The sequence below is a fragment of the Flavobacterium sp. 123 genome, from assembly GCF_003634825.1.
Lineage (GTDB): Bacteria > Bacteroidota > Bacteroidia > Flavobacteriales > Flavobacteriaceae > Flavobacterium.
On the sequence record NZ_RBXD01000001.1, the window covers coordinates 1 to 18,303 of the forward strand.

The following is an 18,303-nucleotide window of genomic DNA, read 5'->3' on the forward strand; positions in this document are numbered from 1 at the left end:
AAGAGGTTTTTTTACTTCTAACAGAGACGGCGGACAAGGTTATGATGACATTTATAAATTCTTAGAAACTAAAAGACTTCTTTGTGAACAAGAATTATATGGAGAAATTACTGATCTTGAAACCTCAGCTTTATTGCCTGATGCAAAAGTAAGTTTGTTCGACAGCAGATTTAATCTGGTTAGTGTAACCAATTCTGATGAAAAAGGAAATTATTCTTTTAACGTTGAATGCGGAAAAACATATAATGTAAGAGCTGAAAAAATAGAATATACTACCAAAGAACAAAAAGTTACTGTTGACGACAAAAGAGGGAAAACACATTTACCTATTGCCCTAGAAAAATCAACTTGTAAAGTAGCTATTGGCGATGATTTAGGAAAATGTTTTGGTATTAAAATGATTTATTTTGATCTAGACAAATACGACATCCGTAGAGAAGCCGCTTTTGATTTAGAAAAAATATTAGATGTTCTTAGTCAAAATCCAACTATGAAACTTGATATCAGATCACATACTGATAGCAGACAAACATTTAAATACAACGAAATTTTATCCGAAAAAAGAGCTAAATCAACGATCAATTGGTTAATTAAAAATGGTGTTGACCCTAGTAGATTAACAGGAAGAGGATATGGCGAAACACAGTTAGTAAATCAATGTGCGGATGGTGTGAAATGTTCTGAAGAAGAACACCAACTTAACAGACGTAGTGAATTTATAATTACAGGTTTGTAAGATTCACTTATATATAAAAACTAAAGCAGCTAATGATATAAAACCCATTAGCTGCTTTTTTTATAATGTAGAATTAGGAGCAATAGCCGTTTATAGTATTACAAATTAAACTAAATAAATAATCTGTGATAAAACCGTATTATAAAAATTTTTTTAAACTGGATCCGAAAACAACCGCTAATATTGTTTTTTTAAAGTGTTTAGAAAGGTTTAAAGCATCTTTTTATTAAAGTTTTATAAATACACATACTTATAATTTAGACCAAAAAAAAGGCTCAATTATCAATAACAATTGAATCCGTTTTACATTTTCAAACTAACCGAAAATACAATCCTTCCAATAAAAAAAGGCTATCTTTTCAGATAGCCTTTTGAATATTTAAACCAAACTTATTTACATTTTTATGAAGATGTTGGTATAGTATTTTTTTCCAGTAGTTGGGTTCTCTCTTACTGCTATTCCAAAATGTGTAAAATCACCTTCGATATTTTCTTTATGTCCTGGACTATTTAACCATGCATTTAATGCTGCTTGTGGAGTTGCAAAATTATAAGCTATATTTTCTGCTACTGTTTTTGCTCCTACTTTTTTCATGATGTCTTCTGATCTTGCTACAAAATCATCGTGGCTTACTACATTATTAGTAATCATATAAGTATCATGAGCTTCACATTTATAAGATACGTAATCATTTTTTTCTAATGCATTTAATCCAATACTTACTCTATAAGTATTTATCAATTGCATAGTTTCTAATTCAGTAGCACTGTATGAATATTTAACTAATGAAGAAGATGAAGTTGTTGAACTTACGTCTGTTGAATCTGCTGAATCTGGTGAACAAGAATTAACGGAGTACATAATTGCTATTAGCATTAACGAACGGATAATTATTGATTTCATGACTAGGTAATTTAAATGTTGGTATTCAGTGTTAATTTTTGTTCCTTTATTATGGTACAAATCTACATCAAATATCGTTAAAGTACACAATAAAATCGATGAACTACATCTTTTTTATATTTACATGCGATATTTCCTAACTTTTTAATCAATTTTAAATCCGCTATTTAGCAAAAATTAAATCTTTAGTTTTTAATCTATTACCTAATTCTTTAATCCCTAAATAAAACTTTACATCATCTAGTTATTGCTAAAACTAATTTTTACATAAATCACTAGCATTCAATCCTTCCAATAAAAAAAGGCTATCTTTTCAGATAGCCTTTTGAATATTTAAACCAAACTTATTTACATTTTTATGAAGATGTTGGTATAGTATTTTTTTCCAGTAGTTGGGTTCTCTCTTACTGCTATTCCAAAGTGTGTAAAATCACCTTCGATATTTTCTTTATGTCCTGGACTATTTAACCATGCATTTAATGCTGCTTGTGGAGTTGCAAAATTATAAGCTATATTTTCTGCTACTGTTTTTGCTCCTACTTTTTTCATGATGTCTTCTGATCTTGCTACAAAATCATCGTGGCTTACTACATTATTAGTAATCATATAAGTATCATGAGCTTCACATTTATAAGATACGTAATCATTTTTTTCTAATGCATTTAATCCAATACTTACTCTATAAGTATTTATCAATTGCATAGTTTCTAATTCAGTAGCACTATATGAATATTTAACTAATGAAGAAGATGAAGTTGTTGAACTTACGTCTGTTGAATCTGCTGAATCTGGTGAACAAGAATTAACGGAGTACATAATTGCTATTAGCATTAACGAACGGATAATTATTGATTTCATGACTAGGTAATTTAAATGTTGGTATTCAGTGTTAATTTTTGTTCCTTTATTATGGTACAAATCTACATCAAATATCGTTAAAATACACAATAAAATCGACAAACTACATCTTTTTTGTATTTACATAAGATATTTCCTAACTTTTTAATCAATTTTAAATCCGCTATTTAGCAAAAATTAAATCTTTAGTTTTTAATCTATTACCCAATTCTTTAATCCCTAAATAAAGTTTATGTAATCGAAGTAGAATTGAAAATCATAAACCACTATTACTTTAATGATGTTACACATTAAGCATCTGGTTATTAAATGAATAAAAAAAAATATGATTACACTTTAATAAATTATGGTGCAAAAAAAACCATTATTACTTTTGAAGTAATAATGGTTCATAATTGTTAAATTTAAAGTAGATGTGGGGCAAAAACTTCAAAAATATTTCAAAACAAAAACCTTGTTTGAAATTGATATTCAAATGTAGTAATAAAATCGACTAAGTCACAATAAAATCGACGAAATGCGTGTTTTTTATATAAAACAATGTATTTATCTTACATTAAGGAGATAATCTGTCTATCTTCCAAGAATAATCTTCTTGACTCGTATACCGTATTCTATCATGCAATCGATTTGGTCTTCCTTGCCAAAATTCGACTTCAAACGGAACAACTAGATATCCTCCCCAATGTTTAGGTCTTGGAATTACAATCCCTTCATAATCATTTTCTAATTGTTTTAAGTTTTCTTCCAAAAAATCTCGTGAAGGTACTACTTCGCTCTGATTAGATACTATTGCGCCTAACTTACTCCCTGTTGGTCTAGAATCAAAATAACCATCTGATATGTTTTCAGAAGTTTTTTGAGCGATACCTTTTATTATTACTTGGCGTTCCATACTTGACCAAAAAAACGATAGACATATATTAGGATTGTTTTCTATAGCCCTTCCCTTTTCTGAATTGTAATTAGTATAGAAAATAAATCCTTCCTCATTAAATTTCTTTAATAAGACAACTCTTGATTTTGGGAAACCATCTACTCCTATTGTAGCAACAGTCATAGCATTAACCTCTTCATTTCCACCAAAATCTTCTACTTCATGAAACCATCTATTAAAAAGATTAATAGGATCCTCTGGAATATTGGATTCTAATAATTCACTTTTATTATATGATTTTCTATAATTACTTAAATCTTTCATGTTCACTAGTATTTCAACCTATTATACCTTAGTCCAATAGTATTGTTTATAATATATCTTTCAAATTAAAAATCAAATGATGCGCCATCATCAGCCAGAAGTACATTAGGGAAAATTTGCGAAGCTTCTTCTTTGAATTGACTTAATCCGTCATATCTAGTAGAATAATGCCCTAAAACAAGTTGTTTTACGTTTGCCTTCAAAGCAATTTTAGCGGCGTCCTGTGCTGTAGAATGCAATGTTTTTTGAGCCAAAGTTTCTTCTGATTGTAAGAACGTTGATTCGTGATATAAAATATCTACATTTTCAATTATGGGAACAATTGCTTCGTTATAAACCGTATCAGAACAAAATGCATAGCTCTTGGCAGGAAGGGGATCAAAAGTTAACTCCCCATTTTTAATAATTCTACCATCTTCTAGAGTAATGTCTTTCCCGTTTTTTATATTTTGATAATAACAACTATCTATTTCGTAATTCTGAACTGCATCTACATTTAGTTTTCGCTCTCCTATTTTTTCTTGGAACAAAAAACCATTTGTATAAATTCTATGTTTTAAAGGTATTGTTTTGACTAAAACCTTTTCATCTTCATAAATTACTTCGCTCCCATCCGATTCTAATTCATGAAAAAACAAATTGTAATTAGTCCATGAATTTGACAAACGCAATTGAAGTTTTATGATTTCTTTTATTCCTTTTGGGCCGTATAGGTGTAAATCTGTTACTCTATTAAGTAATGTAAAAGTAGAAATTAAACCAATCAGTCCAAAAAAATGATCTCCATGCAAATGGGAAATGAAAATATGATTGATTTTTGAAAACCTAATTTTGTTTTTACGCAATTGTACTTGCGTTCCTTCGCCACAATCGATTAAAAAAAGTCTGTTTCTTATTTCCAATAACTGAGACGTTGGATTCGTAAAGGTTCGAGGAGTTGCAGCATAGCAACCAAGAATGGTAAGTTTCAAATTAAAGTTTATTCGGTTATTTATTGATTTAGCAAATTGATTGCTGTTAACTAAAATTCAAATACTAAGTTCCAGCAACTAAAACCCTAAATCTCTTTCTATTTCTTCCATTTCAATGATATCGTGTGCCTCTAGTAAAGAAGGAACAACTGCAAGTTTTGCAGGAACTGCATTATAATCAAAATCAGAGGCAACTACAATAAAAGATTTTTTTGCTTTTTTTTGTTGCTTGGATAGCGGCAAAAACAATTTTATTTCATCAACAGTCAACGCAGTACAATGCAATAAATCTATAATAACATTGTGTTTCTCGTATGATTTAAACTGCTGGTTTACTTTTGCAAAAAAAGAATTAAAGTCACCTTGTGTGTCTTTAATTGTTATCGTGTGCCCTTTTTGATCTACTTTCATTTTTTTTAGTTTCAGAGACTGCTACATTGCAGAAGGTTACTAACTAGCTAAGCTACTGTGTTTTCTGTAAAATTATTGAATTTTTGAAGCTAAAAGATAAATTACAGCCATTCGTATTGCAACTCCATTTTCTACTTGATTCAGAATTACAGATTGCTGAGAATCTGCCACATCGCTAGTAATTTCAACCCCACGATTGATAGGTCCGGGATGCATTATCACGATTTCTTTATCAAGAGAATCTAAAAGCTGTTTGTCAACTCCGTATTGCTGAGCATATTCTCTTGTAGAAGGGAAAAAGTTCACATCCATTCTTTCATTTTGCACACGCAACATATTTGCTACATCACACCATTCTAGTGCTTTTCGCAAATTTGGTTCTACAGTAACTCCTAGAGATTCAATATATTTGGGAATTAAGGTTTTTGGCCCACAAACTTTTACCTCTGCGCCTTGCATTTGCAGCGCATATATATTAGATAATGCGACTCTTGAATGCAGAATATCACCTACAATTACCACTTTTTTTCCAGCTACATCTCCTAATTTCTCTCTGATCGAATAACTATCTAATAGCGCTTGTGTAGGATGTTCATGAGCTCCATCTCCTGCATTTACAATACTGGCTTTTACATTTTTTGATAAAAAATAAGCAGCTCCTGGATTTGCATGACGCATAACAACCATGTCAACTTTCATCGAAAGAATATTATTTACCGTATCGATAAGCGTTTCTCCTTTTTTAACGGATGATTGTGCAGCCGAAAAGCTTATCACATCTGCGGATAATCTCTTTTGGGCTAACTCAAAAGAAAGTTTAGTTCTGGTACTGTTTTCAAAAAATATATTGGCAATCGTAATATCTCGTAATGAAGGTACTTTTTTGATGGGTCTATTAATAACTTCTTTAAAATGATCGGCTGTTTCAAAAATAAGGTCAATATCTTTCTTGTTGATATATTTTATTCCTAATAAATGATTTACGCTAAGTTCGCTCATTTTTACTTTTATTGATTATTATTAATTAAAAAAACACCATCCTCACCATCTTGTTCTTCCCAGCAAACCTTAACTTTTTCACCATTTATAGCATCGACCTGACGACCTCTATAATCGGGCTGAATAGGTAAATCTCTACTAAAACGTCTGTCAATTAAAGTCAATAGTTCAATACTAGATGGTCTTCCAAAAGATTGTATGGCAGTCAAAGCGGAACGAATACTTCTTCCGGTAAACAAAACATCATCTATGAAAATTACTTTTTTATTTTCAACAATGAAATCAAGATTTGTTTTATTGGCTTCTAATGGTTTATTGGTTCTACGAAAATCATCTCTGAAAAAGGTAATATCTAAATATCCCAAAGTAATTTTGGGCGTATTATATTCTGTTTCTAAAATTTTCTTTAAACGTTCTGCTAAATAAACACCTCTTGGCTGAATTCCAACCAATATAGTATCTGAAAAATCTAAGTGCTTTTCAATCAACTGGCAGGCCAAACGATGTAGTATGATAGTAACTTCTTTTGCAGTAAGTAATACTTTTTGACTCATAATAAAGTGTAGTGTTTGGTTGTGCAAATATACAAATTCCGATTTATGATTTATTAATTATATGATGAGAAAATAAAATCCTTTATTTTTTTTCTAAAGAAACCTAATTTATAAGTGCTTTTTATATTAAAAACAGTCGTGATTTTTAACTAAAAGGCGCCTTTCAAAAGTATGCGTTTTTTTATAAAACTTATTCAAAAAAAAGCCCCAAATAAAAAATTTGAGGCTTGCTATTTATTTTAGTTTTTGTGTTTCAAAAACTTATGAATACATTTTAACTCTTAATTCTTGTACTTTCTCGTCATCTAAATATTCATCAAATGTCATGTAACGATCAATCGCTCCGTTCGGTGTCAATTCCACCACACGATTACCTACAGTCTGAGCGAACTCATGATCATGAGTGGTAAAAATAACTGATCCTTTAAAGTTTTTCAAGGAGTTATTAAAAGCAGTAATTGACTCTAAGTCAAGGTGATTCGTTGGTTCATCAAGCATTAATATGTTAGCACGCTCCATCATCATTCTGGATAACATACAACGTACTTTTTCACCTCCAGATAAAACACGGCTCGTTTTTAAAGCTTCTTCTCCAGAGAAAATCATTTTTCCAAGAAATCCTCTAACAAAAACCTCATCACGTTCCTCTTCTGTTTTTGCCCATTGACGCAACCAATCTACCAATGATAAATCATTTTCAAAAAACGAATGATTCTCAACTGGCAAATACGCTTGATTAGTTGTAATACCCCAATCAAAAGTACCTAAATCTGCTTTTTGATTTCCATTCAAAATTTCATAAAAAGCGGTTGTTGCACGAGAATCTTTAGAGAAAAGAACAATCTTATCTCCTTTTGCCATATTCAAATCAACTCCTTTAAATAAAACTTCACCGTCTATTGAAGCACTTAAATCCTGAACGTTCAATATTTGATCTCCAGCTTCACGATCCTGATCAAAAATAATAGCAGGATAACGACGGCTTGATGGTTTAATTTCTGATATATTCAATTTAGAAATCATTTTTTTACGAGAAGTAGCTTGCTTTGATTTAGCCACATTCGCAGAAAAACGACGAATAAATTCTTCTAATTCTTGTTTCTTTTCTTCTGCTTTTTTGTTTTGTTGTGCGCGTTGTTTAGCTGCTAATTGGCTTGATTCATACCAAAAAGTATAGTTTCCAGAATAATGGTTTATTTTTCCAAAATCAATATCTGAAATATGTGTACAAACAGAATCTAAAAAGTGTCTGTCGTGAGAAACTACAATTACAGTGTTCTCATAATTAGCTAAGAAATTCTCTAACCAAGCAATCGTTTCAAAATCCAAATCATTTGTAGGCTCATCCATAATCAGCAAATCAGGATTGCCAAAAAGGGCTTGCGCCAAAAGCACACGTACTTTTATTTTACCCTCAAGATCCGCCATCAATGTGTAATGATTATCCTCTGAAATACCAAGATTTGAAAGCATTGAAGCGGCATCAGAATCTGCATTCCAACCGTTCATTTCTTCAAACTGAACTTGTAATTCCCCTATTCGATCTGCATTTTTATCATTATAGTCTAAATAGAGTTCATCCATTTCTTTTTTGATTGCATACAAATTTTTGTTTCCCATTATTACGGTTTCCAATACGGTATGCTCATCAAACATATTGTGGTTTTGATTTAAAACCGACATACGTTTTCCTGGTTCCAAATGAATATGTCCTGAAGTAGGATCCATATCCCCTGAAATTATTTTTAAAAAAGTAGATTTTCCAGCACCGTTAGCTCCAATTACTCCATAAATATTACCGTGTGTAAAGGTTGTATTTACTTCGTCAAACAAAATTCGTTTGCCAAACTGAACTGATAAATTATTAACTGTTAACATGAATAGGATTTATTAATTTTGCTGCAAAAGTAATTAAAAGTGCTCAGTCTTGGGTATTTAGTAAGTAGTTTTTTTTATTGCTACAATTCGCTTTGGGATTCTTTTTACAAACCGACTTCTAAACGTTCAAAATTAGGCAACACTTTAAAAACAAATCCTTCTTTATTGATTCTAAAATTGACAATTAAAGCATATCCCAAAAAAAAAGCTTGGTAATTTCTTACCAAGCTTACTAAACCTAAACCGACTAATATGGAAACCTTTTAAAAGCTTCAATAGCTTCATACTCTGCTAATCCTAATTCATCATAAAGTTTTGCCGTATTTTTGTTTCTATCTTCGGCTCTTACCCAAAATTCTCTAGAGTCATTCCCTTGAAACATAACCCTATCCTTTTGTGATTGGTGGTATAATATTGCGTTTCTTTTTAACAAAACCTCATCTGGACTTAAAGGCACAGCCATATCAATTTCGTGAATGTCCCATTCGTGCCAAGCGCCTCTATACAACCACAGCCAACAGTCATTCATATACGGTTCAGACTTTAAAGCGGCTAATGCGGCATATATTGCATTCAAACAAACTTCATGAGTTCCATGCGGATCTGCTAAATCGCCTGCAGCAAAAACCTGATGTGGTTTTATTCTCGATATAATTTCTTTTACAATCTCAATATCTTCTGGGCCAATAGGTTTTTTCTTTACATGACCCGTTTCATAAAAAGGCATATCTAAAAAATGAATGTTCTCATTTTTTAAACCAATGTATCTGGTCGCACCATACGACTCTCTTCTTCTTATCAATCCTTTCAATCTTCGAACTTCAACTGAATCCACTTCGTTCTCTGATTTATTATTTAAAAAGTCAATAACTGCTTTAAAATTTATTTTTGAAGAATCATCTCCAACAAAATCATTACAAACCTCAGCAAATTTTAAAGCTTCATCATCTGTAACAGCAATATTCCCCGAAGTCTGATACACTACATGAACATCATGTCCTTGTTTGATTAATTTTGAAAAAGTGCCTCCCATAGATATCACATCATCATCGGGATGTGGACTAAAAAGTATTACTCTTTTCTTAGCGGGATTTGCTCTTTCGGGTCTATGTGAATCATCCGTATTAGGTTTTCCTCCTGGCCAACCTGTTATGGTATGCTGCAACACATTGAACATATTAATATTCAAATCATATGCTGAACCTTCTTGTGCCAAAAGATCTGACATACCGTTGTTGTTGTAATCTCTATCTGTTAATTTAAGAATGGATTGTTTTGTTTTTTGGCAAAGCCAAACAATAGCTTTACTTTTTAATTCTTGCGTCCAAATGCATTCCCCAACTAACCATGGGGTTTTAAATCTAGTCAATTCTGAAGCAGCATGTTGATCTAATACAAAAGTAGTATTGGTATGGTTTTGCAAAAAAGTAGCTGGCACTTCTGAACTGATATCACCTTGAATTGTTCTTTTTATAATATCGGCTTTATTTTGGCCCCAAGCCATCAAAACAATTCTCTTTGACCTAAGAATTGTAGAAACGCCCATAGTAATGGCTCTTTTAGGAACATTATCAATCCCATTAAAATCTGACGAAGCGTCAACTTTAGTAATATGATCCAATGTAATAATTCGAGTTCCCGAATTAATATGGGAACCCGGCTCATTAAAACCTACGTGACCTGTACGACCAATGCCTAACAATTGAAAATCTAATCCTCCAACACTTTTAATCTTTGCTTCATAATTATTGCAATATTCATTTAAATTTTCAAGAGCAACCGTTCCATCTGGAATATTAATATTTTCTGGTTTTATATCAATATGATTGAATAAATGCTGGTGCATGAAATAGTGATAACTTTGATTGTTCTCCTTATTCATTGGGTAATATTCATCTAAATTAAAAGTAATGACATTACTAAAACTTAGTCCTTCTTCTTTATGCATTCGAACCAATTCATCATACACTTTTATTGGAGATGAACCTGTTGCTAAACCTAGCACGCACATTTTATTCTCCGCTTTTTTGCTTAAAATTAATTGAGCAATTTCTTGAGCAACAATTATGGATGCTTCGATTGAGTTTTTAAAAATTTCATTATGAATTTTTTCAAATCTAGTTTCTTCAAATTTACCTGCGCTTTGATAGCTAATATCGCGCTTTGATTCTAAAGCATTTTTCATTTTATTTTTTTTAAACTGATTTATAAAGATATATATTTTTTAAAAATGTACTCCTGAATTTTAGCAACTAAATAATTCTAAAAACTAACTTTTTATTTTAAGAAAATTATACGTACAAATGAGCTTAAAATAAAACTATTAAAGCCCTAGTAAATAAAGTCTGTTTTTCTTGATTTAGATAAGGATAAATTAAAGAAAAAATATTAAAATTTAAATAGTGTATTAATATTTTACCTGAATACTTAAAACAGCTAAAAAATAAAACATTTTTCAAACAAATAGTGACGATTACATAATTCTACTAAAAATTATCACATTTTACTTTTTTTTAATTTACTTAACAAATACATTTACAGTCTACAGCAAAATTGAAATAATTAACCTAAAAACCAAAAAATAAATTATGAATTCAGAACAAACGAAGTCGAATAACTCGGCTCTTTATACCCTAATTACAGTATTTTTCTTTTGGGGATTTATTGGTGCATCTAACGGTGTATTTATCCCTTTTTGTAAAGCTAAATTTGGCTTAGATCAATTTCAAAGTCAGCTTATTGATTTTGCATTTTATGGTGCTTACTACATTGGTGCTTTACTATTATTCATTTTTAGTAGTTTAGCTAAAAATGATATTCTTAATGCATGGGGATTCAAAAAAGGAATTATCTATGGATTATTGATTAGTACTTTTGGAGCTGCTTTAATGATATTAGCCGTTACACAAGGAAGCTATTTATTCATTCTTGGTGCATTATTTATAGTTGCATTAGGATTTTCATTACAACAAACATCTGCGCAACCTTTTGCAGCGTCTTTAGGAGAACCACATAGCGCTTCAAGCAGATTAAACCTTGCTGGTGGAATCAACTCATTAGGAACAACAATAGGACCAATAGTGGTGTCTTTCGCATTATTTGGCGTGTTTTCTGGAGTTAGCATTGAAGAATTTGCTCAAAAAGAAAATTCATTAGATTCTATGAGAATTCTATATGTATTTGTTGGAGGACTATTCTTATTAGCTGGTGCTTTATTTCATTTTTCTAAAAAATTACCTTCTGGAAAAAGTGATTCAACTTTTGAAACAGCAAGCAAAGCAATGAAAACGCTTATTACAATAACTATAATATTAGCGGTAATATTTGCTTACATATTTTCTCGTTATGAAGATCCTGAATTCATTTCTCGTTTTATAGAAAATAAAGAAAAAGATTATTTAGGATTAAGTTTAAGTATTTCTACTTTATTAATTGTTGTTATTGGATTATTCTTCGCAAACTTCAAAGCTCAAAAAAGTGCTGAAGGTTGGGGAGCAATGAAATACCCTCAATTAGTATTAGGTATGCTAGCTTTATTCTCTTATGTAGGTGTTGAAGTAACTATTGGTAGTAACTTGGGAGAATTATTAAAAACAACCGCTTTCGGATCTATTACAGGTCCTGGTTTAGCGCCTTATATGTCTATGTACTGGGGAAGTTTAATGATTGGACGTTGGGCTGGTGCAATTTCAGTTTTTAACCCTTCTTCTCAACTTAAAAAGATTTTACTTATTGCTGTTCCTTATTTAGCATTTGGAATCGTATTAGCTGCTAATGCTATTTCTGGACAAGATGTAACACCATTATATGCTTATGCATTTGTTATTTTGTTCCAAATTGCAGGTTTCTTTTTAGGAAAAGATCACCCATCTAGAACTTTAATGATTTTTGGATTAATGGGATTAATTGCTATGTTAATAGGTTTATTCACAACGGGTACAATTGCAATTTTTGCTTTTATGAGTGGTGGTTTATTCTTAAGTATCATGTGGCCATGTATTTTCTCATTAGCAATTGCTGGTTTAGGAAAATACACTTCTCAAGGATCTGGATTCTTAGTAATGATGATTTTAGGTGGTGGTATTATCCCTCCATTACAAGGAAAACTTGCTGATATCATTGGAATTCATGCTTCATATGCTATTCCTGTTTTATGTTTCGGTTTCATAGCATTCTATGGCTGGAAAGTAATTGCAATTTTGCAAAAACAAGGAATTGGTGATGAAATTGAATTAGGTGGAGGACACTAATATTCATACAAACTAACCAAACCAAATAAAAAATCCCATCTAATCTAGATGGGATTTTTTTATTAAAAAGTTTAAATCTGTAGAGAATAAAAACTGTAGTATTTTATTTATTTCCTTTTTCGAAATCAGCAATAAATTGAGCCAATCCAATATCAGTCAAAGGGTGTTTCAATAATCCTGAAATAGCTGATAAAGGCCCAGTCATAACATCAGCACCAATTTTAGCACAGTTTACAATATGCATTGTGTGACGAACTGAAGCAGCAAGAATTTGAGTTTCGTAACCGTAGTTATCATAAATCAATCGAATCTCTTCAATAAGCGCTAAACCATCTGTAGACACATCATCAAGACGACCAATAAATGGAGACACGTAAGTAGCTCCCGCTTTAGCAGCTAATAAAGCTTGTCCAGCTGAGAATACTAAAGTTACATTTGTTTTAATTCCTTTATCCGAAAAGTATTTAGCAGCCATAACACCTTCTTTAGTCATAGGCAACTTCACTACGATTTGATCGTGCAAATCAGCTAACTCTTCTCCTTCTTTAATCATTCCTTCAAAGTCCAAAGCATTAACTTCAGCACTTACATCACCATCCACAAGGTTGCAAATGTCAACATAATGTTTCAAAATGTTGTTTTTTCCTGTAATTCCTTCTTTAGCCATCAATGATGGATTTGTAGTAACGCCATCCAAAACGCCTAATGCTTGTGCTTCTTTAATCTGAGCTAAATTAGCCGTGTCAATAAAAAATTTCATATTATTTCTATATTTAATTGTGTTCTTAATTATATGGGTGTGACCCAAGGGTCGGGCTTTACGTTACAATCTTTTACTTTTTTGAAGAAAAGTAAAAGGATTTTCACTTCAATCCCTCACGCAAATTCGGCGCAAAATTACAACTTATAATGATTCATCAACATTTTTTCGTACACTTTATCTGGTAAAATTCTCTTTAATACAATAGAGAATTTTTGCATAAAAACGCCCACTTTATAATGTATTTTTGGTTCTGCTGTTTGAATAATTTTATATACAGCTTCTGCCATTTCATTCGGATTGCTGCCACTATCCACATGTTCATCCATCGTTTTTAAGGTATTCCCATACGGACTTTCATAAGCTGAACCTTTAATAACAGGAGCATGAAAACGTCCTGAAGCAATATTAGTAGCAAAATCCCCCGGAGCGACATTAGTAATGTGAATTCCAAATGGTTTTACTTCCATTCGCAATCCTTCGGTAATAAGCTCTAAAGCCCCTTTTGAGGCTGAGTAAACGCTTCTATATGGCAAACCCATATACGCAGCAATAGATGTAATATTGATTATTAAACCTGATTGTTGTGCACGCATTTGTGGCAATACCGCTTTCATTACTTCAATAGGCCCAAAGAAATTAGTTTCAAAATTATTCTTAATTTCATGCATCGGAATTTCTTCCAAAGGTCCTGTTATTCCAACACCTGCATTATTAATTACAACATCTAATCTTCCAGAAATTTTTATCACTTTGGCTACAGCCGTATGAATTGAATCTGCATCACGAACATCTAGTGATACCAATGGGAAAACCGAATTTAAAATTTGTTCTGGGTTTCTACTAGTACCGTAAACAACATAGCCTTTGTAATGTAAAAACTCTCCTATGGACTTCCCTATTCCTGATGAACCGCCTGTAATTAAAACTACTTTACTCATTTATTTTGTTTAAGGTTTAAGGTTTTTAACATCTTGTACAACTACAAAAAGTGAAACCCAACTTCCGTTAGAATAGTCCAAAAATAAAAAAATCCTCCCGAAGGAAGACTACTTTTTGTATTAAATAAAAAATGGCAAGCGACCTACATCGCACCGCTCAACCACGTACCCTTGCTATGTTCCCATCCTGGGGGAGTCTGCAGGAGCTGGTCGTGTAGGACTTGCCGGTGCAAATATACAACCTTTTTATATTTTTGCAAGTGCTTTGCACCTATAAAATAAGGTTGTATATTGGGTGCTTCAAATTTAAAACTATGAAAAATTATAACTTCCTATTTATCATTTTATTAGGAATCACTTTAGCCAATTGTGACGATACAAAAAAAGAAGAAAATAGTCTCTTTACTTTTGATATTTCTTCTTTTAAAGAACAATATCAACCTCAGGAAACAATAGATTTAGGTATTTTAAACCCAGAATCGAAAGAAATCGATAGTATCGTTTATTACGTAAATGATAAAAAAATTAGTTCCAAAAAAGGATTGGATAAATTAAAATTTCCTTTAAAAGATCAAAAACTAGGCTACCAAAACCTAAAAGCTGTTGTCTATTTTGAAGGTGAGAACTCAGAAGCTACACAGCGAATTGAATTGGTTTCGAATGTACAGCCAAAATTATTAAAGTTTACTATTGTCAATACTTTTCCGCATGATACCACTTCATTTACGGAAGGATTTGAGTTTCACAAGGACACATTATGCGAAAGTACCGGACAAAAAGGCGCTTCTTACTTTAGAAAATACGATTACAAAACGGGTAATATTTTCAAGCAAATTGATTTAGATGCTAAATATTTTGGAGAAGGAATCACTTTTATAAACGGAAAATTATACCAATTAACTTGGCAAGAAAAAACAGGCTTTATTTACAATGCAAAAACCTTGAAACTAGAAAAGACCTTCACTTTTGAGAAAGATATTGAAGGTTGGGGAATGACAAATGATGGTAAATACATTTACCAAACAGATGGCACAGAAAAAATTTGGAAAATGGATCCTAGCAATCAAAAGATGATTGATTACATCAATGTGTATTCTGGAGATTCTAAGATTAAATCTATCAATGAACTAGAATGGATTAATGGAAAAATATATACCAATGTTTGGCAAAAAGACGCTATTGCTGTAGTAAATCCTGCAAATGGAGCTGTTGAAGGTATTCTGGACATGTCAGGGTTGAGAAAATTTGTAAAAAATAAAACCGCTGAAGTTTTAAACGGAATTGCTTACAATCCAAAAACCAAAACCATTTTTGTAACTGGTAAGAATTGGGATAAAATGTTTGAAATAACAGTTTCGGAGTAATTTTAAAAACCGCAAATTCGCAAATTTTAAAACTAAATTCAAATGATAATTTGCGAATTTGCGGTAATTTTTTTATAATGTTTTCTAATTAACGGAATTGACTAGAAACCAAAACCATTTTTGTAACTGGTAAGAATTGGGATAAAATGTTTGAAATAACAGTTTCTTCGGAGTAATTTTAAAAACCGCGAATTTTAAAATTTTAAAACTAAATTCAAATGATAATTTGCGAATTTGCGGTATTTTTTTATCATAACACTTTCACACTAAATGACAACACTAATCATCAACATCAAGGAATTACTCCAAGTACGTGAAACTTCTGTTTCTAAGGTTTCTGGTGCTGAAATGGGTATTCTCCCTAGTATTAAAAATGCTTATTTGGTGATTGAAAATAATCTGATTGCTGATTTTGGAGCAATGGAAAATCTTCCAAAAATCAATTCGGATAAAACGATTGACGCAACAGGAAAAATAGTTTTACCAACTTGGTGCGACAGTCACACTCATATTGTTTATGCTGGCAATCGGGAGCAGGAATTTGTAGATCGAATTAATGGGTTGACTTATGAAGAAATTGCCAATCGTGGTGGAGGAATCTTAAATTCAGCTAAAAAACTCAACGATTCTACTGAAGAAGAAATCTACAACCAATCAAAAGCAAGATTGAAAGAAATCATGCAGTTAGGAACTGGAGCGGTCGAAATAAAATCAGGATATGGTCTAACAGTTGACGGAGAGCTCAAAATGCTTCGCGTAATTCAACAATTAGCACAAAACTACCCTATAACTATAAAAGCAACTTTTCTTGGCGCACATGCTTTCCCTTTAGAATATAAAGCAAACCGTCAAGAATATATTGATATACTCATTAACCAAATGCTTCCTGAAATTGCCAAAAATAAATTGGCTAATTTTATCGATGTCTTTTGTGAAACGGGTTATTTTACTGTTTCTGAAACAGAACAAATTATGGAAGCTGGTATTGCTTTTGGTTTAAAACCAAAAATTCATGTCAACCAGTTTAATTCTATTGGAGGAATTCAAGTTGGAGTAAAACACAAAGCACTTTCTGTGGATCATTTAGAGATAATGAATACAGAAGATATTCAAGCTTTAAAAAACACCGAAACAATGCCTGTGGCTTTACCTTCTTGTTCTTATTTCTTGAGTATTCCGTATACGCCAGCACGAGATATGATTGCTGCGGGTCTTCCTTTAGCATTAGCATCTGATTATAATCCAGGCTCTACTCCTTCTGGGAATATGAATTTTGTAGTAGCAACAGCTTGCATCAAAATGAAAATGACTCCTGAAGAAGCCATAAATGCTGCCACAATTAACGGTGCATACGCCATGGGAATTTCAGAAACTCACGGAAGTATCACCATTGGTAAAAAAGCGAATATCATCCTAACAAAACCAATACCTTCCTATTATCAATTACCCTATGCTTTTGGCAGTAATTTAATTGATTCTGTTTTTATTGAAGGAGAGATTTTAATATAAAAAAAAGAGGAACAAATGTTCCTCTTTTTTATTCACTATATTGTCATAAAGCTATCTTAAAGTAAAGCTAGTTTTAGAAACTAACTCATCTTTATCAAATACATTGATAAAATAAGTTCCTTTAGCAAAATCTTTTCCTGGTAAATCTTGTGAAACATTAACTGTTTTATTTTCATATTTTACAGTAGTTGCAAAGCTATAAGTCAAAGATTTTTCTCCAAAAGATTCTGTTTTTTTATCTCCTAAAACATTGCTTTTGCTATCAATTACTTGAACAAAATACGTTTTATCACCTGATTTTGCAATTTGGTTTTCAGCTATTGTAAAGCTAACTTTAAGGATATCAGCTCTACTTGCTTTATCCGTTTCGATTTGTTTTCCTGAACTTCTTAATTTGTAAGCAGATGTTTTAGTATTTAAAACAGTTAATTTAGAACCTTTTTCAACTGTTTTTGACAACTCTTGGTTTTGTCCAACTAATACTTCATTGTATTTTTTTGATTCTCCTAAAACAACAACTGTACTATCACGTTGCGTAGTTAAAGTTACATTTTGTTTTTTCAACCCTTCATTTTCAGCCATTAAGGTTTTCATATTGCTTTGTAAAGCAAGAAACTGAGCTTTATATTTTGACATAGAAGCAACATCTCCTTTTGATTTATTCAAATCATCCATTAATTTTACAACTTTATCTCTTTCTTGAATAAGCTCTTCTGACATAGTTGTGTTTTCTGCAATTGCAGCATCATAAGTTGCTTTTAACTCTTGTAAATCTTTCATAACCGATTCTTTTTCGGTCATTGTAGTTTTCAATTCAGTTTGAACGATTTCTACATCAGATGACATTTTAAAAATATAAACTAGACTCCCTACTAATAAAACTGCCAACACGGCAATTACTGCTTTTAAACTTGAATTACTTTTTTGATTTTCCATTTTTAATATTTTTTTTCACAAATTTAATAAT

Annotated in this window: 16 protein-coding genes, 1 other RNA gene and 1 pseudogene; 5 read left to right on the top strand and 13 right to left on the bottom strand. The window is 31.6% G+C overall.

Features of this window, described 5'->3' with window-relative positions:
* The coding region (locus C8C88_RS00005) for an OmpA family protein (protein ID WP_147403434.1) at positions 1–736 on the top strand (736 nt) is incomplete at its 5' end.
* A gap of 394 nt (positions 737–1,130) precedes the next feature.
* Here C8C88_RS00005 and C8C88_RS00010 read toward each other — a convergent pair.
* The 9 genes from C8C88_RS00010 to nagB form a co-directional block, all read right to left on the bottom strand.
* Positions 1,131–1,640, bottom strand: a complete 510-nt coding sequence (locus C8C88_RS00010) for a CAP domain-containing protein (protein WP_121336187.1) — start codon at positions 1,638–1,640, stop codon at positions 1,131–1,133.
* A gap of 348 nt (positions 1,641–1,988) precedes the next feature.
* The gene (locus C8C88_RS00015) at positions 1,989–2,498 is read right to left on the bottom strand and encodes a CAP domain-containing protein (protein WP_121336187.1); all 510 of its coding nucleotides are present in this window, start codon (positions 2,496–2,498) and stop codon (positions 1,989–1,991) included.
* 556 nt (positions 2,499–3,054) lie between these two features.
* Positions 3,055–3,699: a pyridoxamine 5'-phosphate oxidase gene (gene pdxH / locus C8C88_RS00020; RefSeq protein ID WP_121336188.1), complete on the bottom strand. Its 645-nt coding sequence runs from the start codon at positions 3,697–3,699 to the stop codon at positions 3,055–3,057.
* Positions 3,700–3,764: 65 nt separating this feature from the next.
* Entirely contained in the window at positions 3,765–4,670 is a 906-nt protein-coding gene (locus C8C88_RS00025) for a ribonuclease Z (RefSeq protein WP_121336189.1), read from the bottom strand.
* A 78-nt stretch (positions 4,671–4,748) separates the two neighbouring features.
* Entirely contained in the window at positions 4,749–5,081 is a 333-nt protein-coding gene (locus C8C88_RS00030; protein WP_121336190.1) for a ribonuclease Z, read from the bottom strand.
* A 72-nt stretch (positions 5,082–5,153) separates the two neighbouring features.
* Positions 5,154–6,080: an aspartate carbamoyltransferase catalytic subunit gene (locus C8C88_RS00035; RefSeq protein WP_121336191.1), complete on the bottom strand. Its 927-nt coding sequence runs from the start codon at positions 6,078–6,080 to the stop codon at positions 5,154–5,156.
* 8 nt (positions 6,081–6,088) lie between these two features.
* Positions 6,089–6,634 carry a bifunctional pyr operon transcriptional regulator/uracil phosphoribosyltransferase PyrR gene (gene pyrR, locus C8C88_RS00040; RefSeq protein WP_121336192.1) on the bottom strand — a complete coding sequence of 182 codons (546 nt, stop codon included), beginning with the start codon at positions 6,632–6,634 and terminating at the stop codon, positions 6,089–6,091.
* Between the two features lie 261 nt (positions 6,635–6,895).
* Positions 6,896–8,512, bottom strand: a complete 1,617-nt coding sequence (locus tag C8C88_RS00045) for an ABC-F family ATP-binding cassette domain-containing protein (protein ID WP_121336193.1) — start codon at positions 8,510–8,512, stop codon at positions 6,896–6,898.
* 247 nt (positions 8,513–8,759) lie between these two features.
* Entirely contained in the window at positions 8,760–10,697 is a 1,938-nt protein-coding gene (nagB, locus tag C8C88_RS00050) for a glucosamine-6-phosphate deaminase (protein WP_121336194.1), read from the bottom strand.
* Positions 10,698–11,100: 403 nt separating this feature from the next.
* On the opposite strand from nagB, the gene C8C88_RS00055 reads away from it, so the two are divergent.
* Positions 11,101–12,762, top strand: coding sequence for an MFS transporter (locus C8C88_RS00055; protein WP_121336195.1), 1,662 nt, complete (start codon positions 11,101–11,103; stop codon positions 12,760–12,762).
* 103 nt (positions 12,763–12,865) lie between these two features.
* Here the strand turns inward: C8C88_RS00055 and fsa are convergent, their stop codons facing one another.
* The 3 genes from fsa to ffs all read right to left on the bottom strand — a co-directional run bounded on the left by fsa (position 12,866) and on the right by ffs (position 14,690).
* Positions 12,866–13,522 (bottom strand): fructose-6-phosphate aldolase, encoded by a 657-nt coding sequence (gene fsa / locus C8C88_RS00060; protein ID WP_121336196.1) that lies wholly within the window; start codon positions 13,520–13,522, stop codon positions 12,866–12,868.
* A 137-nt stretch (positions 13,523–13,659) separates the two neighbouring features.
* On the bottom strand, positions 13,660–14,463 hold the full coding sequence (locus C8C88_RS00065) for an SDR family oxidoreductase (protein ID WP_121336197.1): 804 nt from the start codon (positions 14,461–14,463) through the stop codon (positions 13,660–13,662).
* Positions 14,464–14,592: 129 nt separating this feature from the next.
* An RNA gene (ffs, locus tag C8C88_RS00070) (signal recognition particle sRNA small type) lies at positions 14,593–14,690 on the bottom strand.
* A gap of 87 nt (positions 14,691–14,777) precedes the next feature.
* Between ffs and C8C88_RS00075 the strand changes: the two genes are divergently transcribed.
* The 3 genes and pseudogenes from C8C88_RS00075 (at position 14,778) to hutI (ending at position 17,336) form a co-directional block, all read left to right on the top strand.
* Positions 14,778–15,827 carry a glutaminyl-peptide cyclotransferase gene (locus C8C88_RS00075; protein WP_121336198.1) on the top strand — a complete coding sequence of 350 codons (1,050 nt, stop codon included), beginning with the start codon at positions 14,778–14,780 and terminating at the stop codon, positions 15,825–15,827.
* Between the two features lie 107 nt (positions 15,828–15,934).
* Positions 15,935–16,003 (top strand): annotated as a pseudogene (locus C8C88_RS13020) (glutaminyl-peptide cyclotransferase); the annotation flags it as partial.
* 94 nt (positions 16,004–16,097) lie between these two features.
* The gene (gene hutI, locus C8C88_RS00085) at positions 16,098–17,336 is read left to right on the top strand and encodes an imidazolonepropionase (protein WP_121336199.1); all 1,239 of its coding nucleotides are present in this window, start codon (positions 16,098–16,100) and stop codon (positions 17,334–17,336) included.
* A 51-nt stretch (positions 17,337–17,387) separates the two neighbouring features.
* Here the strand turns inward: hutI and C8C88_RS00090 are convergent, their stop codons facing one another.
* On the bottom strand, positions 17,388–18,272 hold the full coding sequence (locus tag C8C88_RS00090) for a hypothetical protein (protein WP_121336200.1): 885 nt from the start codon (positions 18,270–18,272) through the stop codon (positions 17,388–17,390).
* Positions 18,273–18,303: the final 31 nt, after the last annotated feature.